Source organism: Nitratireductor indicus C115 (assembly GCF_000300515.1).
Lineage (GTDB): Bacteria > Pseudomonadota > Alphaproteobacteria > Rhizobiales > Rhizobiaceae > Nitratireductor > Nitratireductor indicus.
This window is the reverse complement of sequence record NZ_AMSI01000025.1, coordinates 1-20,432: the sequence shown is the minus strand read 5'-3', so window position 1 is coordinate 20,432 and position 20,432 is coordinate 1. Positions and strand designations below refer to the sequence as shown.

At 59.9% G+C, this 20,432-nt stretch carries 18 protein-coding genes and 1 tRNA gene; 14 read left to right on the top strand and 5 right to left on the bottom strand.

All coding sequences use genetic code 11. The features are described 5' to 3' along the window. The first annotated feature begins 30 nt into the window (after nucleotides 1-30). From NA8A_RS22650 to NA8A_RS22640, 3 genes are read left to right on the top strand one after another with little or no spacing between them, the layout of a single operon-like run. Nucleotides 31-378, top strand: coding sequence for a DUF3489 domain-containing protein (locus tag NA8A_RS22650; RefSeq protein WP_009452765.1), 348 nt, complete (start codon nucleotides 31-33; stop codon nucleotides 376-378). Further along, entirely contained in the window at nucleotides 375-827 is a 453-nt protein-coding gene (locus NA8A_RS22645; protein WP_009452764.1) for a DUF2924 domain-containing protein, read from the top strand. The genes NA8A_RS22650 and NA8A_RS22645 overlap by 4 nt, the downstream gene beginning before the upstream one ends. After that, nucleotides 827-2,563: a recombinase family protein gene (locus NA8A_RS22640; RefSeq protein WP_009452763.1), complete on the top strand. Its 1,737-nt coding sequence runs from the start codon at nucleotides 827-829 to the stop codon at nucleotides 2,561-2,563. Before NA8A_RS22645 ends, NA8A_RS22640 begins: the two co-directional genes overlap by 1 nt. Nucleotides 2,564-2,815: 252 nt before the next feature. On the opposite strand, the gene NA8A_RS22635 is transcribed toward NA8A_RS22640, so the two are convergent. Next, a tRNA-Gln gene (locus NA8A_RS22635) sits at nucleotides 2,816-2,889 on the bottom strand. A 527-nt stretch (nucleotides 2,890-3,416) separates the two neighbouring features. Here NA8A_RS22635 and NA8A_RS22630 point away from each other — a divergent pair. From NA8A_RS22630 to NA8A_RS22615, 4 genes are all read left to right on the top strand, one after another. Further along, nucleotides 3,417-3,758 carry a zinc ribbon domain-containing protein YjdM gene (locus NA8A_RS22630; RefSeq protein WP_009452762.1) on the top strand — a complete coding sequence of 114 codons (342 nt, stop codon included), beginning with the start codon at nucleotides 3,417-3,419 and terminating at the stop codon, nucleotides 3,756-3,758. A 252-nt stretch (nucleotides 3,759-4,010) separates the two neighbouring features. After that, the gene (locus NA8A_RS22625; RefSeq protein WP_009452761.1) at nucleotides 4,011-5,342 is read left to right on the top strand and encodes a Ppx/GppA phosphatase family protein; all 1,332 of its coding nucleotides are present in this window, start codon (nucleotides 4,011-4,013) and stop codon (nucleotides 5,340-5,342) included. Next, a complete protein-coding gene (locus NA8A_RS22620; RefSeq protein WP_009452760.1) occupies nucleotides 5,339-6,082 on the top strand; it encodes an RlmE family RNA methyltransferase in 744 nt (247 codons plus the stop codon). Before NA8A_RS22625 ends, NA8A_RS22620 begins: the two co-directional genes overlap by 4 nt. A gap of 8 nt (nucleotides 6,083-6,090) precedes the next feature. Continuing rightward, nucleotides 6,091-7,062, top strand: coding sequence for a glycosyl transferase family 90 (locus NA8A_RS22615; protein WP_009452759.1), 972 nt, complete (start codon nucleotides 6,091-6,093; stop codon nucleotides 7,060-7,062). 129 nt (nucleotides 7,063-7,191) lie between these two features. Here the strand turns inward: NA8A_RS22615 and NA8A_RS22610 are convergent, their stop codons facing one another. Further along, entirely contained in the window at nucleotides 7,192-8,610 is a 1,419-nt protein-coding gene (locus NA8A_RS22610; protein WP_009452753.1) for a DHA2 family efflux MFS transporter permease subunit, read from the bottom strand. Between the two features lie 295 nt (nucleotides 8,611-8,905). Here NA8A_RS22610 and guaB point away from each other — a divergent pair, with 295 nt between their 5' ends. Further along, entirely contained in the window at nucleotides 8,906-10,408 is a 1,503-nt protein-coding gene (gene guaB / locus NA8A_RS22605; RefSeq protein WP_009452752.1) for an IMP dehydrogenase, read from the top strand. 60 nt (nucleotides 10,409-10,468) lie between these two features. Here guaB and NA8A_RS22600 read toward each other — a convergent pair whose 3' ends face one another. Beyond that, nucleotides 10,469-11,131, bottom strand: coding sequence for an aquaporin (locus NA8A_RS22600; protein WP_009452751.1), 663 nt, complete (start codon nucleotides 11,129-11,131; stop codon nucleotides 10,469-10,471). A 61-nt stretch (nucleotides 11,132-11,192) separates the two neighbouring features. Continuing rightward, nucleotides 11,193-12,131 carry a hydrogen peroxide-inducible genes activator gene (locus tag NA8A_RS22595; RefSeq protein ID WP_009452750.1) on the bottom strand — a complete coding sequence of 313 codons (939 nt, stop codon included), beginning with the start codon at nucleotides 12,129-12,131 and terminating at the stop codon, nucleotides 11,193-11,195. Nucleotides 12,132-12,294: 163 nt separating this feature from the next. Here NA8A_RS22595 and katA point away from each other — a divergent pair, with 163 nt between their 5' ends. The 6 genes from katA (at nucleotide 12,295) to NA8A_RS22565 (ending at nucleotide 19,657) form a co-directional block, all read left to right on the top strand. Further along, nucleotides 12,295-13,800 (top strand): catalase KatA, encoded by a 1,506-nt coding sequence (katA, locus tag NA8A_RS22590; RefSeq protein ID WP_009452749.1) that lies wholly within the window; start codon nucleotides 12,295-12,297, stop codon nucleotides 13,798-13,800. A 146-nt stretch (nucleotides 13,801-13,946) separates the two neighbouring features. Further along, complete coding sequence (locus NA8A_RS22585; RefSeq protein WP_009452748.1) at nucleotides 13,947-15,233, top strand: RsmB/NOP family class I SAM-dependent RNA methyltransferase; 1,287 nt, start codon at nucleotides 13,947-13,949, stop codon at nucleotides 15,231-15,233. An 87-nt stretch (nucleotides 15,234-15,320) separates the two neighbouring features. Then, nucleotides 15,321-15,773 (top strand): PaaI family thioesterase, encoded by a 453-nt coding sequence (locus tag NA8A_RS22580; RefSeq protein ID WP_009452747.1) that lies wholly within the window; start codon nucleotides 15,321-15,323, stop codon nucleotides 15,771-15,773. Beyond that, nucleotides 15,770-16,411: a 5'-methylthioadenosine/S-adenosylhomocysteine nucleosidase gene (locus tag NA8A_RS22575; protein WP_009452746.1), complete on the top strand. Its 642-nt coding sequence runs from the start codon at nucleotides 15,770-15,772 to the stop codon at nucleotides 16,409-16,411. The genes NA8A_RS22580 and NA8A_RS22575 overlap by 4 nt, the downstream gene beginning before the upstream one ends. A 128-nt stretch (nucleotides 16,412-16,539) precedes the next feature. Further along, on the top strand, nucleotides 16,540-18,099 hold the full coding sequence (gene guaA / locus NA8A_RS22570) for a glutamine-hydrolyzing GMP synthase (RefSeq protein ID WP_009452745.1): 1,560 nt from the start codon (nucleotides 16,540-16,542) through the stop codon (nucleotides 18,097-18,099). A 301-nt stretch (nucleotides 18,100-18,400) separates the two neighbouring features. After that, nucleotides 18,401-19,657: a tyrosine-type recombinase/integrase gene (locus tag NA8A_RS22565; protein WP_009452744.1), complete on the top strand. Its 1,257-nt coding sequence runs from the start codon at nucleotides 18,401-18,403 to the stop codon at nucleotides 19,655-19,657. 197 nt (nucleotides 19,658-19,854) lie between these two features. Here the strand turns inward: NA8A_RS22565 and NA8A_RS25765 are convergent. Then, nucleotides 19,855-20,432 (bottom strand): helix-turn-helix transcriptional regulator (locus NA8A_RS25765; protein ID WP_009452743.1); only part of this gene is annotated, 578 nt, incomplete at its 5' end.

Sequence of the window (20,432 nt, the reverse complement as noted above, 5' to 3'; positions counted from 1 at the left end):
GGCCGGTTCTCAAACCGAGTGGAGACCAGAATGAATATCTCTCAACATGATGCTGTTATCGCGGAAGCCGTCGCCCCGGAGGCAGCTTCCGGTCATCCTGCCGGCAGCGATGCGAAGGCTGCAGTCGCCAAATCTGCCAAGAGGCGCAAGAAGGATCAGTTGATCGCGCTGTTGGCGAAGCCGAATGGCGCGCGTGCCTCCCTGATAGCCGAGCGGCTTGGCTGGCAGGCGCACACGGTCCGCGCTGCTCTGTCGGGTTTGCGCAAGGACGGCCATCCAGTTGTCATGTCCAAATCTCCAAAGACGGGCGAGACCGTCTACGCGATCGCAGCAAGGTCGAGCGAGCAGGCCGGCGCCTCTGACGCGGTGAGCGCATGACCATGCTCGGAGATGACAATCTTGTATGCGACGTGGCGGCGGTCGAGGCCCTGGAGCGTGAAGACTGTATCGCGCGGTGGAGGCGATCCTTCGGAAAGTCGCCACCAAAATACATATCGCTTCGCTTCCTGCGTCGGGCGTTGGCCCATGAGGTTCAACTGAGAGTCCATGGAGGGCACGCGGCTGGGATCAAAAAAGCGCTCAATGCCGCTTTGATCGAGGGAGAGCGCAAAGGAAATGCGGCAGTGCGAGCGGCGAGCAAGCGTCTCGTCGCAACGCGCCCGGGCACGCATCTGGTGCGTGAATGGAATGGCCGTACATATCGGATTGAGGTCCTGGAGCAGGGCTTCCTGTTCGATGGCAATATCTACGGATCCCTGAGCGGTGTTGCGGTCAGGATCACCGGCACGCGCTGGTCGGGGCCGCGCTTCTTCGGACTGGCAAGCTGATGAAGAGAATCCGCTGCGCCATCTACACGCGCAAATCCTCCGAGGACGGGCTGGAGCAGGAGTTTAACTCCCTCCATGCCCAGCGTGAGGCCTGTGCGGCATACATTGCCAGCCAGAAGCATGAAGGCTGGGTGCAGCTGCCGGAACACTATGATGATGGCGGCCTGTCCGGCGGCAATATGGACAGGCCGGGGCTGCAGCAGCTGCTGCGCGACATTGATGAAGGACTGGTCGACCAGATCGTGGTCTACAAGATCGATCGACTGACCCGTTCATTGGCGGACTTTGCCAAGCTGGTCGAGCGCCTGGACGCAGCCCAGGCCTCCTTCGTATCGGTCACGCAATCCTTCAACACGTCAACCAGCATGGGCCGGCTGACGCTGAACGTTCTGCTTTCCTTTGCCCAGTTTGAACGCGAGGTCACGGCGGAACGCATTCGCGACAAGATCACCGCCTCGAAGAAGAAGGGGCTGTGGATGGGCGGTGCCATACCCCTCGGCTACACGCCCGATGGCCGGACGCTCAAGATTGTCGAGAAAGAGGCTAGGATCGTTCGGCAGCTCTTCGATCTCTACAATGATCACGGATCGATTATGGAGGTAACGCGGCAGGCGGAGCGCATCGGGCTGCGATCGAAACCACGCTTCAGGAAGCGCAAGGCGAAATCCGTTGGAAATGATTGCGCCGCCCATGCGGATGGAACGAGCGGAGGATCAGCAGCACAGTTTGCCAAGCAGAGCGGCGAACTTGCGCCCTTTGTACGCAGCCAGATCCATTACATCCTGACCAACCCGGTTTATGCCGGTCGCATCCGCCATCATGACAAGATCCATGCCGGACAGCATCCGGCCATCATCGCACCGGAAGCCTTCGATGCGGTGCAGGCGAAGCTGAGCGCTGATGCCTCACGAAAAAGGGGCGGCTCGGGAAGCACACCGAATACCTCGCTTCTCGCAGGCAAACTTCGTGATGAGACCGGCGATCGTCTGACGGTGAGCCATGCCGAGAAGAAGGGAAGGCGATATCGTTATTACGTCTCAAACCGGCTGATCTCGGGCAAGGGGCAAGCTTCCGAAAGCGCGTCCAACGACTGGCGACTGCCGGCCAAACCATTGGAAGACCAGCTCGGCAAAGTCGTGCTTGCGCATCTGCGGAAACATGTTGCGGCCGATCTCTTGCAGCAGCCGTCAGCCGACGAGATCGCCCGGATCCTGAAGATGCTCGGTAGCGATGACGAAATTGAAACCTCCCGCCAGGAGCTGGCGCTGATTCTGGACGGCATCGAACAGGCGACAGTAATCCCGGGGGAGATAAAGATCGTGTTGCAGGCAGATGCCGTGGCTGCGATTTTGAATGTTCCGGCCGACAGGCTCAATGCTGAAAGGCTGTGTTTTGCCACCGCCTTCCAGTTCCGCAAGCGCGGCGTCGAGACGAAGCTGGTGATCGCACATGCCGGACAAAAAGCCGTCGATCAGGTTCTGATCCGCAACATTGCACGCGGGCATCGGTATTATGATGCGGTCAAGGAAGGTTCGACCATCGATGAGATCGCGGCGACAGAAAACCTCTCCAGAGCACGCATCGTGCAACTAATCGATCTCGCCTTCCTCGCCCCCGATGTCCTGCAATCCATCATTTGGGGTGAACAGCCGGTCGGGCTGACATCGGAATGGCTCCAGCGTAACGATCTGCCCATCGACTGGCAGGCACAACGCCGCCTCATCGCGGCACTCTGAAAAACACCATCAACAATGCGGTGGCGCGTGAATAAGCTTCAGTCGCCTCCGATGCACCGGCTCGACCGATGGTCCCTTGATGCACCCACTAGCAAACTCTCAGCGTCCAATGAATCTGGTGAGACTGCTGGCCATTCCGGCCTCGGTTTGGACGGTAAACACCGTCTCCGTCTGCCCGACGGCCGCGCAAGCTGCTGAAATTTCGCACAAAATTACGCGAGAAAGCGGTGCCTATCAATGTTTGGAAATGAATGGCTGGGGAACCTGGATTCGAACCAGGACTAACGGAGTCAGAGTCCGTGGGTCTACCGTTAACCTATTCCCCAAAACCCTGCGATTGATATCGCATAAATAGGAACGAACACGCGCTTATCAATAAAGCCAATGCCCCGGTCAGGCAAAGCCCGTTCCGATTTGGTGCCGCCTTTTAGCATATTCGAGATGTCAATCAAGTCCCTAGTTGCGCTCATGGAAGAAGAATAATTCACAGCGGCAAACACGTTAAAATGTGAGAATTCGGGCGCAGGTTGCGGTGTTTTTCAAGGCCGGCAAGGCAAGCCTTCACCTGTCTTCACTTTCCGCGTGCAAATGAGTGATTGGCAGCGACCGGCGTCCCTTATGGTCGAGCAAACCGGCTTCGCACGAGGGAAAGAAAATGCAGGCGTTCGTGATGCCGAAGCGGCTGGCGCATTCCTTCGGACAGGAAACAGGGGAGACGCTCCAGCATTTCGGTAGAACATGCGACCCTCCAGAGCCCGATGCCGTCCTTGTTTCGGAAAAGGGAGGGCCAGCGAAACGATGACAGTCGATATTCTGCTGGCCACTTTGCCGATTGCGCATTATAGGCAGGCGCATGAGCGAAAACCTGCCTCCCTGTCCCGCCTGTTCTTCAACCTTTACGTATCAGCTCGATGCGCTTCTGGTCTGCCCGGAATGCGCGCATGAGTGGTCGCCGGACGCGCCTTCGGGCGAGGCGGATGCGGTGCGCGACAGTGTCGGGAACATCCTTCAGGATGGCGATACCGTGACGGTGATCAAGGACCTCAAGGTCAAGGGCTCCTCTTCGGTGGTCAAGGTGGGCACCAAGGTTCGCGGCATAAGGCTGGTCGAGGGCGACCACGATATCGACTGCAAGATTCCGGGTTTCGGGCAGATCGGCCTGAAATCGAAATTCGTGAAAAAAGTTTCCGAATAGGCAATCCCGGCAAGCCGGAAAACTTGCGAAGCCTGTCTTGCTCGGGCCTATCTTGCTCGAGCTTGTCGCGGAGCGTTTCCGCACTTAGCGGTCCGGACGTCTTGTTCAGCGGCGAGGCTCGCAAAAGCCGGTTCATGGCGCAACAGCGCTCTTGGTGAATGCCGCGCGGACTGATATTCTATAGCCAACGTAAAAAAGTGAAGCTGCCTGCAGCGCCGGGAATGGCTCGCGCGGCGGCCAAAGGAAATAGCGGTGGACAACCACGACAACGGCGGTGTTTCGCCGGCTGCGCGGGCTGTCCGGGAAACCGCGTCGGATGGGGGCGCTACCCTCGGCTTCGACGAACGGTCGGCCGGACTCCCTGCTCATGCGGAAGAAGCTCGCGCTTCTGCTGCAGGCGGCTCAGCGAATCCGCAGAAGCGCAAGCGCCGGAAAAGGCGCAAGCGCAAGCTCTACGTGAAGGGTCCCGGTGGCGATGTGCCAGCCGCGGCTGAGAGCGAATCGAAACCCGAGCAGCCACAACAGAAGAAGCCTGCTCCTTCACGCCGTCCCGCGCCAAATCGCGGCCGTGAAGAAAACCGCACCACCTATGCCGCTCTCGATCTGGGCACCAACAATTGCCGCCTTCTGATGGCGGTTCCAGGACGTCCGGGCCATTTTCAGGTCGTGGATGCGTTTTCCAGGATCGTGCGCCTTGGCGAGGGCCTGTCCCAGGAGGGGCGGCTGGGCGAGGCGGCGATGGACCGGGCCGTCGCCGCACTCAAGATATGCGCGGAAAAGCTCAAAACCCGCAAACCCAGACGCATGCGTCTGATTGCGACAGAGGCTTGCCGCTCGGCGGAAAACGGTGCTGCATTCATCAGCCGCGTGAAGCAGGAAACGGGGCTTTCCCTGGAAATCATCGACCGGCAGACCGAAGCGCGGCTGGCGGTGGCCGGTTGCGGCACACTGGTCGACAGGGGAACCGATGGTGTGGTTCTTTTCGATATCGGCGGCGGCTCCTCCGAGATCGCCCTGGTGGATGTTTCGCGTCATCGCACGCCACGGCTTGCCGAGCACATCGTTTCCTGGACATCGCTGCCGGTTGGTGTGGTCTCCTTGTCCGAGCGCTTCGGCGGCCATCACGTGACGCAGGAGAGCTTCGCCGCGATGGTCGATGCGGTTTCGCAGATGCTCGATCGCTTCGACGATGGCGGACGGTTGAAAGATGTGGTCGCGGGCGGCAAGTTCCACCTGATCGGCACTTCCGGCACGGTCACGACACTTGCCGGCGTACATCTCGGCCTGTCGCGTTATGACAGGCGTCGGGTCGACGGGCTTTGGATGGAGCGCGAGAATGTCGACCGGATGATTGACACGCTCCTTTCCTGGGATTTTGACATGCGCAAGGCCAATCCCTGCATCGGCGCGGACCGGGCGGATCTGGTGCTGGGCGGCTGTGCGATATTGGAGGCGATCCGTCGTCGCTGGCCGGCCGAGCGGCTGCGTGTGGCCGATCGCGGCCTGCGCGAGGGAATGTTGAGTGAGATGATGGCATCGGATGGCGTATGGCGTCGGCGTCGCCGCGTAGGACGGTCTGCATGACGAAGAAACCGGCGAGCAAGGGCGGCGCACGTGCGCTCAAAACGCGCGTCAAGAAAAAGCGCGGCCTGAAGAATTCCTCGCGCCGTTGGCTCGAACGCCATCTGAACGATCCTTATGTGCACCGCGCGCAGGCCGAGGGCATGCGCTCGCGCGCAGCCTACAAGCTGACGGAGATCGACGATCGTTACAAGCTCCTGAAACCCGGCGCGCGCGTCATCGACCTGGGCGCGGCGCCAGGCGGCTGGTGCCAGGTGGCGGTCGAGCGAGTGGGCTCCACGGAAGAAGCCCCGCTGGTGGTGGGCATCGACTATCTGGGGATGGACCCTGTGCCGGGCGCTGTCGTTCTGGAGATGGACTTTCTCGATGACGATGCTCCGGATCGCCTCATGGAGACATTGGGCGATGCCCCGGATGTCGTCTTGTCGGACATGGCAGCGCCGACGACCGGGCATCGGCGCACGGACCATATCCGCACCATGCATTTGTGCGAAACAGCAGCGGATTTTGCCATGTCGGTCCTGAAACCCGGCGGGCATTTCCTGGCCAAGACGTTTCAGGGCGGGGCGGAAAACAGTCTGCTTGAACAGCTCAAGAAGAACTTCCGCTCCGTTCATCACGTGAAGCCGCAGGCTTCTCGCGCAGAATCCGTCGAGCTCTATCTTCTGGCGAAGGACTTCAAGGGCCGCCCCGACGATGATGATGTGGCCGATCATCCGGACGAAGAAACGGTGCCGCGGTAGGTTTCATCATGTGGACGCGCGTCAAAAGCCCCCTCCAGCGCGTTGTCTACTACACGGTTGCATTGCTGCGCGAACTGGTGCCGCAGCCTCTTTGGCACTGGCTCTGGCAGCGCCAACTCGATGCCATCGCGCGCAGGGGTGCTTCGGTGGAGGTCATTCAAAGGGTCAATTATTATAATAAATTGACCCCGGGAGCTTCGATAGAGGGCGCTCCTCTTTCAAAAAATCTGGCTTTCAGGCCTACATATTATTACTTCGACCTGCGTGAATATGCCTGCGTGTTCCCTGCAAGCTTTCGGCTTGCCCATCGGTTCGGCGACGTGACGGAGGTGCCGGCCATGCCCTCCATCATCAAGAGCCGCCCGATTGCGGAAAAAAATGCCGCGGCAGTGCTGATGAAGCTTGATCGCCTTCGCCATTTCCGCTGGCCGAAAGATCCGTTTCGCCTCGAGGAAAAGAAACCCGTCGCCATATGGCGCGGGACCATGAACAATCCTGCGCGCGAGAGAATTGTCGGGCTTTATGCCAGCGACAGACGTTTCGACATCGGCCAGACGGGTGAGGGGTTCGAAGGCATTCCGGCAAAACCGCATGTGTCCATCCGCGAGCATATGCGCTGCCGTTACATCGTTTCGCTCGAAGGCCGTGATGTGGCGACAAATCTGAAGTGGATCATGGCATCGAATTCACTTTGCCTGATGCCACGGCCCCGCTGCGAAACATGGTTCATGGAGGGGCTGCTCGAGCCGGGCGTGCACTATGCGGAACTCTGCGATGACCTTTCGAACCTGCCCGATCTCGTTGAGCATTTCGAGCGGCATCCTGAGGAGGCCCGCTCGATCATTCGTGCCGCAAATGCTCATGTGGCGCGCTTTGCCAACCGCCGGCGCGAGCATCTGATATCCATGCTGGTGCTGCAAAAATATTTCGAATGCACGGGCCAGATTTTCCCGCGGGAGGTGACGGAGCTTGTGTCCTGAGGATGCGTTAGAGCATTTTGCAGTCAGGTGGAAACACCTGACGTCTGCATAAATGCGGGAAAACAAAGAGATAGATCGGTTCAGGGTTTCTGTGAAACGGTGAGCCGATCTCGGTCCCGGAGCGCCCGTCTACTCCGCAGCCTGCGCTTGCCCGTCGCCTGTTCCCGAACGGCGCCGGCCGTGACCCGAAACATTGGCGCCGGTCTCCGGCGGCAACAGAAAGAACGGAACCGCCGCCAATGCTGAGATGCAGGACACGATCAGGAAGGCATTTACAAAGGCATCCAGCCCGAGCGCGGTTCCGGTGAAGAAGGACGTTGCCTCCAGAACGCCGCCGCCAATGGCCACGCCCATTGCAATGGAGATTTGCTGACTGGCGGCCGCGATGCTGGAAGCCTGGCTGGCTTCCCGGTCGCTGACATCGGCGAATGTCAGCGCATTGGCCGATGTGAAGAAAAGTGAACGTAAAAGCCCCGCAACGATCAGCACGGCGATGATGACGCCATGCGGTGTCGATGGCGTGAAATAGGCGTTGACGCCCATGCTGAATGCGCCAAGCAGTGCTGCGATCACCAGAACATGACGAAACCCGCCCAGTCTGAGCGCCGTGGTCGCCGTGAATTTCATGGCGATGGCGCCGAAGGCGGAAGCGAAGGTCAAAAGGCCGGATTCGAACGGTGTGAGGCCGAAAACCGTCTGGAACATGAGGGGAAGAAGAAAAGGCACTGCGCCGACACCGACGCGAAACAGCGATCCGCCGACAATGGCGGCCCGGAACGTGCGGTTTCTGAATAACCCGAGGGCGAGCACGGGAGTGGATGTGCGCCTTGCATGTCGAATGTAGAGAACTGTCGCCGCCACGCCCACAAGCACGGTTAACAGCCCGACGATGGGAGGCAGGGCGGGAAGGCTGATCACGGAAAGACCGAACACCAGGCCCGAGGCGGCAAGGCCTGACAGGACAAAGCCCGCCACATCCAGGCGCCCGGTCGGTTGCATTGGAAATTCCGGCAGCACGCGGCCCGAGACGAGGATGCCGACAAGCCCGATGGGCACGTTTATGAGGAATATCCAGTGCCAGGAAAAATAGGTCGTGATGAAGCCGCCGAGCGGCGGCCCGGCGATCGGCCCGATCAACGCGGGCACCGAGAGCCAGGCCATGGCGCTGACCAGTTCCTTGCGCGGCGTGGCGCGGACAAGAACGAGGCGCCCGACCGGCGTCATCATCGCGCCGCCCATTCCTTGCAGGAAGCGCGAAAGCACAAAGGCACCGAGTGAATTGGAAAAGGCGCAGGCCACAGAACCCACGACGAATACGGCAATCGCCGCGCGGAACACCTGCTTCGGTCCGAAGCGGTCCGCCATCCAGCCGCTGACGGGAATGAAGATCGCAAGCGCTACGAGATAGGTCGTCAGCGCCAGTTTCAGCGTGACCGGGCTCGTGCCGATATCCGCAGCGATAGCCGGCAGGGAGGTGGCGATGACTGTCGAGTCCATCTGCTCCATGAAGAGCGCGACGGCGAGGACAAGCGGGACTGTGCGGTTCAAGGCAATGCTTCGTTGTTTGCCGGCTTTGCGGTATTCCGGCGAATGATGTGCCGGGCATACTGCACCGGCGGAAAATCGCAGGCGAGCTTTAGCACAGGCTCCGCATCTTGTCCTGTAGCAGACGCCATTGCCGATTGGTGCTGTTGAACATTCGGCATGTAAAGCGCATTGCACCTTTTCATCCGCGCCGCGACGTGGTACCAGCCAGCGCCAATCCTGAAAGGGAATCATGAAATCGGGTCGCGCTTTCGCTATGGAAGCGGGTCGCGCATCCTCTCATCTTCAAGGGTCGGCCATGGCAAAAATCATCGAAACCGCAACCGGCGCACAGGCGCTCACCTTCGACGACGTGCTCCTGCAGCCCGGCCACTCCGAGGTCATGCCCGGACAGACGGATGTACGCACTCGCATCGCGCGCGACATCGAGCTGAATATTCCGATCCTGTCGGCGGCAATGGATACGGTCACCGAATCCCGGCTCGCCATCGCAATGGCCCAGGCCGGCGGTATCGGCGTCATTCACCGCAATTTCACCCCGGCCGAACAGGCCGAGGAGGTCAGGCAGGTGAAGAAGTTCGAATCCGGCATGGTGGTGAACCCGATCACCATCGGCCCTGATGCAACGCTTGCGGAGGCGCAGGCGCTGATGCGCGCCCATGGCATCTCCGGCATTCCGGTGGTCGAGAATGGCGGTGCGGGCGGTCATATGACCGGCCGTCTTGCCGGCATCCTGACCAACCGCGACGTGCGTTTTGCTTCCGACCCGAACCAGTCCGTGCGCGAACTGATGACCCATCAAAATCTGGTGACGGTGAAGGAAGGGGTCGAGCAGGACGAGGCGAAGCGGCTTCTCCATCAGCATCGCATCGAGAAGCTACTTGTGGTCGACAATGCTGGAAACTGCGTTGGCTTGATTACGGTCAAGGATATCGAAAAGTCTCAGCTCAACCCGCATGCGGCCAAGGATGCTCAGGGAAGATTGCGCGCGGCGGCGGCCACCACGGTCGGCGACGACGGCTTCGAGCGCGCCGAGCGGCTGATTGATGCAGGCGTCGATCTTCTGGTGGTCGACACCGCGCATGGCCATTCCCAGCGCGTTCTTGATGCGGTGAGCCGCGTCAAGAAGCTCTCGAATGCGGTGCGCATCGTCGCTGGCAACGTGGCCACCGCCGACGGCACCAAGGCGCTGATCGATGCGGGCGCTGATGCGGTCAAGATCGGCATTGGTCCGGGTTCGATCTGCACCACGCGCATTGTCGCTGGCGTCGGCGTTCCGCAGCTTTCCGCGATCATGTCGGCGATGGAAGTTGCGGATAAGGCGGGCGTGTCCCTGATCGCCGATGGCGGCATCAAGTTCTCGGGTGACATGGCCAAGGCGCTTGCGGCCGGTGCTTCGGCGGTTATGGTCGGTTCGCTCCTTGCCGGAACGGACGAGACGCCTGGCGAGGTCTATCTGCATCAGGGCCGGTCCTTCAAGGCCTATCGTGGAATGGGCTCCGTGGGCGCCATGGCGCGGGGGTCGGCTGACCGCTATTTCCAGGCGGAAGTGCGCGATACGCTGAAGCTCGTTCCCGAAGGCATCGAGGGACAGGTTCCCTACAAGGGGCCGGCTGCCGGCGTTCTGCATCAGCTGACCGGCGGCCTCAAGGCGGCGATGGGGTATGTGGGGGCGGCGAACCTCACCGATTTCCGCGATCGCGCGACATTCGTGCGCATTTCGGGTGCGGGCCTGCGTGAAAGCCACGCCCACGATGTGACCATCACCCGCGAAAGCCCCAATTATCCCGGCGGAGCATAAGGCAAGGCGGCATTGCAGTTCGAAATGAGTAAAGGGGCCTGACGGCCCCTTTTTGTTTGGCTACTTCTTTTCGAGAATACCCGCGCGGGATACGACGCCAGCGATAAACCCGCCTGCAAGTGGCGCTGCAATATAGAGCCAGAGCTGGCTCAGGGCCGTAGCGCCTGAAAACAGGGCAGGGCCGATGGAGCGGGCTGGATTGAGCGACGACCCGCTGACCGGAATGAGGCTCAGGTGGATGAGGGTCAGGGTGAGGCCAATCACCAGCCCGGCGAGAAGCGTGGCGCCTTTCTCGGATGTCACGTTGAGGATGACGGTCACGAAGACGAAGGTTGCAAGCAACTCCGCGATCAGTGCTGAGGCCATGGAATAACCCGTTACGGGATTCCAGCCGGTCGCAGCAAGGTTGGCGGGCGCACCGCTGGCCTTGCCGCTCACGATAAGCCAGAGGGTGGCGGCCGCCAGAATGGCGCCCGCCACTTGTGCAATCATATAAGGAGCGACGTCACGCGCCGGCAGGCGGTTTGCAATGAAGGCTCCAAGCGTGACGGCCGGGTTGAGATGGGCCCCGGAAATGGAGCCGATCGCATAGGCCATGGCCGTCACGCCGATGCCGAATGACAGGGCGATGGCGACGCCACCAAAACCGCCCGTCACCACACTGGCGCACCCGAAGAACACGAGGCAAAATGTGCCGAACAATTCCGAAATATATTTTTCCATCAAAATTCCATTCTCCAAATAAGAGAATGATAAGCTGATGTTGGTTAATACGCCGATAAGTCTATTTAATGTTCTTGTTATAGTCTTGTAATATGCTTGTGGGCATCATGTCGTTCAGGCATTGCCGAATGGCTTTTCCGAGTATCTGGAAATCCGAGCGTCTGGGGTTTGTCTTGCGCCATGCGAGGCAGAGAATGCGGGCTGGGCTTGGCGATGCGAACGGCAGAATCCGCACGGAGGGAAGCAGCTTCGCGGAAGGCAAAGCCATTGCCGGAATGAGTGTCACTCCCATGCCATGCGACACCAGATGCAGCAATGTCGTGAGGCTGGTGGCGCCGAAGCTCTCCATGGTCACTGGCTTCACCATGCCGCATATTTCCAGAGCCTGGCCGCGCAGGCAGTGACCGTCTTCGAGCAGCATCAACCTTTCCAGGGCCATGCTCTCCTGAGCGACAGGTGGGGCGATCCGCTCGGCCTCGTCCTCGGGAACCGCGAGATAGAAGGGGTCTTCGAAAAGTGCTTCATGGATGAGCCGGGGCTCCTCAATCGGTTCCGCCGCGATCATCGCATCGAGCAGACCGCCAGCCGTGTCCTGCATGAGTGTGCCGGTGACCGCTTCCCGGATTTCGAGTTGCAACAGGGGGAACTCCCGTTTGAGGCGTGGCAGAAGCTCTGGCAGCAGATAGGGGGCCACGGTCGGGATGACGCCGAGCCGGAAGCGTCCCTCCAGCGCCTGCCGGTCTTGCCGGGCCTCGTACTCAAGGTCGCGCAATTCCGCGAGGATGCGGGCAATGCGCGGCTGCATCGCACGCGCCTCTGAGGTCAATCGAACATGACGGCCGCGTTCAAAAAGTTGAACGCCAAGCTGAGCCTCCATTTCGGAAATCTGTGCCGACAGGGCGGGCTGGGTAATACCGCAGCTTGCCGCCGCCCGGCCGAAATGCAGCATTTCAGCCAGCCGCTCGAAGTACTGCATCTGCTTCACGGTGAGACGGATCATAAGAAAAATCTATCAAAAGAAATACCAAAGACAATTGGAAATTATGGATACGGCTTACTACTCTGGAATCATTCCAAACACACGGCGCCCTTTGGGTCGCGTGTGAATAAGCAGTGGCGCTCAGCCTTGGGCGAAGTTTCACGATTTGAAGGGAGTAACGAGCATGGCCGACAAACCGACGATGACCACGTCCGCTGGCGCACCCGTCAGCGACAATCAGAACTCGATCACCGCTGGCGAGCGCGGCCCGGTCCTTCTCCAGGATTATCAGCTGATTGAAAAGCTTGCGCACCAGAACCGCGAGCGCATTCCCGAACGCGTGGTGCATGCCAAGGGTTGGGGCGCACATGGCGTTCTCAAGATCACCGGCGATATTTCAAAATACACCTGCGCGAAGGCATTGCAGCCGGGCGTCGAGACGCCGATGCTGGCGCGCTTTTCGACGGTGGCCGGTGAGCAGGGCGCTGCCGATGCGGAGCGCGACGTGCGTGGCTTCGCCCTGAAATTCTACACGGAGGACGGCAACTGGGATCTGGTCGGCAACAACACGCCGGTCTTCTTTGTTCGCGATCCGTTGAAATTCCCCGATTTCATCCACACGCAGAAGCGTCATCCGCGCACAAATCTGCGTTCGCCGACGGCCATGTGGGACTTCTGGTCGCTTTCGCCCGAAAGCCTGCACCAGGTCACGATCCTCATGTCTGACCGTGGCCTGCCGGTTGCACCGATGTTCATGAATGGCTACGGCTCCCACACCTATTCTTTCTGGAACGAGAAGGGAGAGCGCTTCTGGGTGAAGTTCCACTTCAAGACCATGCAGGGCCACAAACACTATACCAACGCCGAGGCTGAGGAAGTGGTCGGCAAGACGCGCGAAAGCTATCAGGAAGAGCTCTACGGCGCGATTGACCGGGGCGAATTCCCCAAATGGAAGGTCCAGGTGCAGATCATGCCCGAGGCTGACGCGGAGAAAACCGCCTACAATCCGTTCGATCTCACCAAGGTGTGGCCGCATGCGGACTATCCGCCGATCGACATCGGCGTGATGGAATTGAACCGCAATCCGGACAACTATTTCTCCGAAATCGAGAATGCTGCGTTCTCGCCGTCGAATATCGTGCCGGGGATCGGCCATTCGCCGGACAAGATGCTTCAGGCCCGCGTCTTCTCCTACGCCGACGCGCATCGTTACAGGCTGGGTACCCATTACGAGACCATTCCGGTCAACCAGCCGAAATGCCCGGTGCATCACTATCACCGCGATGGCGAGATGAACACGTTCGGAGGCATCAAGACCGGCAATCCGGATGCCTATTATGAGCCGAATTCCTTTGGCGGTCCGGTGGAGAAGCACGCCGTCAAGGAGCCGCCGCTCAAGATCTCCGGCGATGCCGACCGATACAACCATCGCATCGGCAACGATGATTATGGCCAGCCCCGAGCGCTCTTCAATCTCTTCGACGAAGGGCAGAAGAACAGGCTCTTCTCGAACATCGCCGCCGCCATGGGTGGAGTGCCGGGCGAGATCGTTGAGCGCCAGCTCGCGCATTTCGACAAGATTCATCCCGATTACGGAAATGGCGTGCGCAAGGCCCTGAAGGAAGCCCACGGCTACGAACCCAATGCGGTGCCCGTCACCGGCAAGACACCGCAACAGGCTGCCGAATAAGGCTGCCTCCAGTTCCTGTGGTCGGGCATAGCTCCGAAAGGCTTTGAAAACAGCATGGGCGTGGAGGTCTCCGCGCCCATTTTGCTTGTCTGGAACGCGGCTTCCCGTTAGCAGTGCCGCATTCGGGACACCGGCAAGGAAAACATATGCGACTGGGCGGAAGACTGGCTGCGGCCATCGAGGTACTGGACGACATCAGCCGGCGTTATCGCCCGGCGGCGGAAGCGCTGAAGGACTGGGGTCTTTCGCATCGCTTTGCAGGTTCCAAGGATCGCGCCGCTATCGGCAACATTGTCTACGATGCTCTGCGCCGTAAGCGCTCCACGGCCTGGCTGCTGGACGAAGACACGCCCCGCGCCAACGCCTTCGGCGCCCTCCTGCTGGAAGCGGGCTTCACACCCGACAGCCTGAATGAAGCCCTGACCGGCGACAATTTTGCGCCCGAGCCCTTGAGCGAGGCGGAGCTTTCGGCGCTTGCCGGTCGACGGCTCGAAGATGCTCCCGCCGGTGTTCGCGCAGATTGTCCCGAATGGTGTGAGCCGTTTCTTGAACGGGCCTATGGCGAAGCCTGGGCAGAGGAGGGGGCGGCCCTTGCCACCCGTCCGCCGCTCGATCTGCGGGTCAACACGCTGAAGGCCGGTCGTGACAAGGTGCGGGCAGCACTGGCGCGTGCGGGGGCGGTTGATGCCGGTCTGGCCCTCAAGGGGTTGCGTATCGCGGCCATCGAGGGGCAGGGGCGTCACCCCAACGTACAGGCCGAACCCGCCTTTCAGAAAGGCTGGTTCGAAGTGCAGGACGAGGGCTCGCAGATTGTTGGCCAATTGGCAGGCGCGGCACCGGGCATGCAGGTGCTCGATTTTTGTGCCGGTGCGGGCGGCAAGTCGCTTTCCATGTCCGCCGCCATGGACAATACCGGTCAGATCCGCGCCTTCGATGCGGATCGGCAGCGCTTGGCTCCGATCTTCGACCGCTTGCGCCGCGCGGGCTGTCGCAATGTGCAGGCGGTTGCCGAGGAAGAAGCGCTCGAACCCTTTGTGGGCAAGATGGATCTCGTGCTGGTCGATGCGCCCTGCACGGGATCGGGTACCTGGCGGCGGCGCCCCGACGCCAAGTGGCGCCTGACGGAAAAGCAGCTCGAGCAGCGCCAGAGCGAACAGGCCGAGATCCTGGTGAAGGCGAGCCGCTTCGTGAAGCCGGGCGGACGATTGGCCTATATCACCTGCTCGGTTTTCCCGCAGGAGAATGCTGACCGGATTCGCGGTTTCATTGAGAAGAATTCAGCATTCGAGCCGCTTGATCACAATGCGCTGTGGGAAGAGAATTTCCCCGGCAAGAGTGGCTGCGTCCGCGTTGATCCCGCGCTCGGCATTGCCCTGTCACCCTTGCGGACCGGTACTGACGGGTTCCACTTCGCCGCCTTGCGCCGCCGCTGAGCGCAAGCATGTCATCAGCCTCCTGCCGTTTGGCCGCAAGTGCGGAAATCGCATGAATGCAGGAATGATCGAGAGGAGTTTCTGCCCATGAGCATGGCCGGTGCGCAGGACATTGAAAAGCGGGTGCGCGAAAGCTTCGCCCGCCAGAAGATTATGAGCACCATCGGTGCCCGGATGACGCTTGTCACCCCCGGGATCGTCGAGATCGAGATGGGGTATGATGAGAGTCTGACCCAGCAGCATGGTTTTCTGCACGCCGGCATCATCTCGACAGCGCTGGATTCGGCTTGCGGATATGCTGCCTACTCGCTCATGCCGTCGGATGCGGCGGTGCTCACCATCGAGTTCAAGATCAATCTTCTGGCTCCGGGGCGGGGCAGCCGCTTCCTTTTTCGCGGCGCCGTCACCAAGCCTGGCCGCACCATCATGGTGGCCGACGGGCAGGCCTATGCCTATCAGGATGAGGGCGAGGCGAAGCTTGTTGCCACCATGACCGGGACGCTGATGACCGTCATCGGTCGGGAGGGCATTGCCGGATGAATGTGAACCTGATCGAGCCGGCGATCCTATCAGGTCGCACGGTCCTGTTCGTCATGGCCGCCGAAGCTGAATACGGGCCGCATCTGAAGAAGCGCTTTAAGCCGTTGATGACCGGTGTCGGCCCGGTCGAGGCCGGCGTCGTTCTCGGGGCGGAACTGGCGCTTTTGCAAGCCGGGGAGCGGCTTCCCGATCTTCTGGTATCGCTCGGTTCGGCGGGCAGCCGGCGGCTGGAGCAGACCGGCATCTATCAGGCCACGTCCGTTTCCTACCGCGATATGGATGCATCCCCGCTCGGCTTCGAGAAAGGCGCCACGCCGTTTCTCGACCTGCCGATCTCGGTGCCTCTTCCGCTGCGCATTCCCGGCATTGCCGAAGCTTCGCTTTCCACGGGCGGCAATGTGGTTTCGGGGAAGGCCTATGAGGCGATCGATGCCGATATGGTGGATATGGAGACCTTCGCTGTGCTGCGCGCCTGCCAGCGCTTCGGTGTCGGGCTTGTCGCATTGCGCGGCATCTCCGATGGCGCAGAAGAGCTCCAGCACGTTGGCAACTGGACCGAATATCTGCATGTGATCGACGAAAAGCTTGCCGATGCCGTGGACTGTCTGGAGACAGCGATTGCCGACGGTCTCATCTGACGGCTGGAACACGCAAAAAGAGAGGATAGTGAGCCTTGAAAGGTTCAAAAGGACGCACGGTGCTTTAAAGATCGGGAAACCGTTTCAAGCCGGTTGCGCCGACTCGTTTCTTTCTTTAAAGCCTCGCCATGACGACTTCCCATCCCGACACCGTTCTGATCGTTGATTTCGGCAGCCAGGTCACGCAGCTCATCGCGCGGCGTGTGCGCGAGGCCGGGGTCTATTGCGAAATCGCGCCTTTCCAGTCCGCGGAAGAAGCTTTTGGCCGGCTCCAGCCCAAGGCCATTATTCTCTCGGGAAGCCCGGCTTCCACCGTGGATATCGGCAGCCCGCGCGCCTCCGAGGTGATTTTTGCCTCGGGTCTTCCGGTTCTGGGCATCTGCTACGGCGAACAGACCATGTGCGCCCAGCTCGGCGGCAAGGTCGAAGGCAGCGACCATCGCGAATTCGGTCGCGCCTTCCTCGATATCGAGGACGATTGCCCGCTCTTCGACGGTGTCTGGGCCAAGGGCACCCGCCATCAGGTCTGGATGAGCCATGGCGACCGCGTTACCGCGATCCCGCCCGGTTTCCGCGTTGTCGGCACCTCCACCGGAGCGCCCTTCGCAGCGATCGCCGACGAGGCGCGCAAATATTACGGTGTCCAGTTTCACCCGGAGGTGGTGCACACACCGGATGGCGCGCGGCTCCTGTCGAATTTCGTGCACAACATCGCCGGCCTAAAGGGCGATTGGAGCATGGCGGCCTACCGCGAACAGGCTGTTGAGGCGATCCGCAAACAGGTGGGCACGGGCAAGGTCATCTGCGCGCTGTCCGGCGGCGTCGACTCCTCCGTTGCCGCCCTGTTGACGCATGAAGCCGTTGGCGATCAGCTCACCTGCATTCTGGTGGACCACGGGCTCATGCGTAAGAACGAGGCGGCCGATGTCGTCGCCATGTTCCGCGAGCACTACAATCTGCCGCTCATTCTTGTCGATGCATCGGACCGGTTCATCGGCGAGCTTGAAGGCGAAAGCGATCCGGAAAAGAAGCGCAAGACCATCGGACGTCTCTTCATCGAGGTTTTCGAGGAAGAGGCGAAAAAGCTGGGCGGGGCGGATTTCCTGGTTCAGGGCACGCTTTATCCCGATGTGATCGAGAGCGTTTCCTTCACCGGCGGTCCATCGGTCACGATCAAGTCGCACCACAATGTCGGCGGCCTTCCCGAGCGCATGAACATGAGCCTTGTCGAGCCGCTGCGCGAGCTGTTCAAGGACGAGGTGCGCATTCTCGGCAAGGAACTGGGCCTGCCGGACAGTTTCATCGGTCGCCATCCTTTCCCGGGACCGGGGCTCGCGATTCGTTGTCCCGGTGGCATCACGCGCGAGAAACTGGAGATCTTGCGCTCTGCCGATGCAATCTATCTGGATGAGATCCGCAAGGCGGGGCTCTACGACGCAATCTGGCAGGCTTTTGCCGTTTTGCTTCCGGTGCAGACTGTGGGCGTGATGGGGGACGGCCGCACCTATGAATATGTCTGCGCGCTCCGTGCGGTGACCTCGGTCGACGGCATGACGGCGGATTTCTACCACTATGACATGGAATTCCTGGGCCGTGCCGCAACGAGGATCATCAATGAGGTGAAGGGTATAAACCGCGTGGTCTACGACGTGACCTCAAAGCCACCTGGCACAATTGAGTGGGAATGATACGACGTCCTTCGGGGTGTTTCGTGGCGAATCGTATTATCGACGTATCTCGTTGAAAGTAAAATAAAAATCTGTCGCCCTCTATCGCGGTCTATCGCCGCTAAGTGAAGCCGTTTGACGGTAAGGTTGACGGTATCCGCATTTTCGTCAACAAGCCAGTTTCCAAATACCGTCAGGGACTCAAGGCTAAGTGGCATGCTGATTTCACGCATAACATATTGATAATAAAAGAGTTTTCGCAAAGGTTGACGGTAAAAATTGGGCCATCGACGCGTTCTCTTGTTCCGAAGAGGTCCCTCAGGTGCTCACCGATCTCGCCCTTAAGAAGCTGAAACCAAAAGAAAAGTCGTACAAGCTGTCGGATCGTGACGGTATGTACGTCGTCGTCGCACCTTCAGGGCTGATCACCTTTCGATATGATTACCGTCTCAACGGGCGTCGCGAGACCTTGACCATCGGGCGCTACGGATCGGACGGGATCGGTTTGTCCGAGGCGAGAGAGCGGTGCACAGCTGCAAGAAAGCTGGTGGCAGAGGGGCGCTCCCCCGCTCTTGAGAAGCAACGCAGGAAACAGCGATTGACACCCGCAGCAAGCTTCAAGGAAGTCGGTAAGCGCTGGCTTAAGGAAGCGCGCATGGCAGAAAGCACGCGGTCAATGCGCAAGGCGATCTTTGATCGCGATATCCTGCCCGCATGGAAGAACCGGTTGTTGACTGAAATCACATCTGAAGACCTGCGTGCGCTCTGCTACAAGGTGAAGGATCGCGGGGCGCCGGCGACGGCCATCCATGTCCGCGACATCGTCAAGCAGGTCTACCGTTTTGCCATTCTCCATGGCGAGAAGATCCGCAACCCGGCTGATGGCGTGGCTCCGGCATCGATCGCGACTTTCGTCGCCAAGGACCGCGCGCTTACGCCAGCTGAGATACGCATCATGCTTGGTGAACTGGAGCACGTGCCGACGCTGCCCACCATCCGTCTCGGCCTGCGGTTGATCCTGCTGACCATGGTTCGCAAGAGTGAGTTACTGGAAGCCACTTGGGACGAGGTCGATTTCGAAAACGCCGTGTGGAATATCCCGAAAGAGCGGATGAAACGCGGCAAACCGCACAATGTGTATCTGTCACGGCAGTCGCTAGACATCATGATCGCGCTGAAGACCTGTGCCGCGAATTCACGCTATGTGCTGCCCTCGCGATATGACGCTGACCAGCCGATGTCAAAAGCGACCTTCAATCGTGTCACCATGGCCATCATTGAGCGCGCCAAGGAGAAGGGACTCGCCCTGCAACATTTCACTGTTCATGACCTGCGCCGCACCGGCTCAACATTGTTAAATGAACTCGGTTTTAACAGCGACTGGATCGAGAAGTGCCTCGCGCATGAAGAACGCCGTTCGTCTCGCAGCGTCTACAACAAGGCCGAGTACGAACACCAGCGCCGGCACATGCTTCAGGAATGGGCGGACATGGTTGATGCCTGGGTCTTGGGCCAGAAACGGACGCCGGTTCACTTCCCCTCGGCGATGACATTATCCGCGCCGGGACTCATGCCATAACATTTTAGCTGGAATTCAGAGTGCGCCCAATACTTCATCTGGTTTAGCGGTTGTGTATCGGGCCCGAACCTTGGCTCGCCAGCGTCGAGTGGAACGATCGATGAAGAACCTGTGGCGCTGCGTTTGCTGATCCCAGCGTTTGTATTGTCTCCGTCGTCGAGGGGGCGCGGGCGCAGCAGCTAATCGCTTGGGCCTGATTAGATACGAACCGGTCTCTTCTTGCGCTTACGAACATCAGGGCTGGGCGTCTTCTGGAAGACAGCTGCCTCGGACGCCCGCCGACGTTCGTCAATCCAGGCTTCCACTTCCGCTAGATCCCAGACGACACACCTGGAAGTCAGATAGAAACGCTTCGGAAACTCTCCGCGTTGCTCCATCTCATAAATGGTCGTATCGGACAGCGGAATGATCTCGCGCAGCTGGGCTCTCCGGATTGTTCGTCGGATACGCCGCGTCTCGAAATGCGAAAGGACGAGTAGCGGATCTTGTTGGGAGCGGTACGTGGCTTCATTCGCTTGTTTTTGCTGTCTCTGCGTCATTCTCAGGTCAGGTCCACCTAGCCAGTATTTGATTGAGTGCTGATGCTCACTCAAACGACGCGGCTCATGTATACCTCTTATGTACGATCGAGCCCGATTGGCCCGTTCCCCGTCGAACAGGCCGGTGAAAACGCTCATGAAATCGTGTAATTGCAAATGCTGTGACCTGAGGCCATCCAAAATCATCCCGCTGGGTTGGTCGCAAATCACCGGGTTGAACCGAGCCGGGTTTACCG

Coding starts and splice junctions, on each gene's coding strand:
- NA8A_RS22650 (WP_009452765.1), top strand. CDS start 31: ATGAATATCTCTCAACATGATGCTGTTATCGCGGAAGCCGTCGCCCCG.
- NA8A_RS22645 (WP_009452764.1), top strand. CDS start 375: ATGACCATGCTCGGAGATGACAATCTTGTATGCGACGTGGCGGCGGTC.
- NA8A_RS22640 (WP_009452763.1), top strand. CDS start 827: ATGAAGAGAATCCGCTGCGCCATCTACACGCGCAAATCCTCCGAGGAC.
- NA8A_RS22630 (WP_009452762.1), top strand. CDS start 3,417: ATGAGCGAAAACCTGCCTCCCTGTCCCGCCTGTTCTTCAACCTTTACG.
- NA8A_RS22620 (WP_009452760.1), top strand. CDS start 5,339: ATGACGAAGAAACCGGCGAGCAAGGGCGGCGCACGTGCGCTCAAAACG.
- NA8A_RS22615 (WP_009452759.1), top strand. CDS start 6,091: ATGTGGACGCGCGTCAAAAGCCCCCTCCAGCGCGTTGTCTACTACACG.
- guaB (WP_009452752.1), top strand. CDS start 8,906: ATGGCAAAAATCATCGAAACCGCAACCGGCGCACAGGCGCTCACCTTC.
- NA8A_RS22600 (WP_009452751.1), bottom strand. CDS start 11,131: ATGGAAAAATATATTTCGGAATTGTTCGGCACATTTTGCCTCGTGTTC.
- NA8A_RS22595 (WP_009452750.1), bottom strand. CDS start 12,131: ATGATCCGTCTCACCGTGAAGCAGATGCAGTACTTCGAGCGGCTGGCT.
- katA (WP_009452749.1), top strand. CDS start 12,295: ATGGCCGACAAACCGACGATGACCACGTCCGCTGGCGCACCCGTCAGC.
- NA8A_RS22585 (WP_009452748.1), top strand. CDS start 13,947: ATGCGACTGGGCGGAAGACTGGCTGCGGCCATCGAGGTACTGGACGAC.
- NA8A_RS22580 (WP_009452747.1), top strand. CDS start 15,321: ATGAGCATGGCCGGTGCGCAGGACATTGAAAAGCGGGTGCGCGAAAGC.
- NA8A_RS22575 (WP_009452746.1), top strand. CDS start 15,770: ATGAATGTGAACCTGATCGAGCCGGCGATCCTATCAGGTCGCACGGTC.
- guaA (WP_009452745.1), top strand. CDS start 16,540: ATGACGACTTCCCATCCCGACACCGTTCTGATCGTTGATTTCGGCAGC.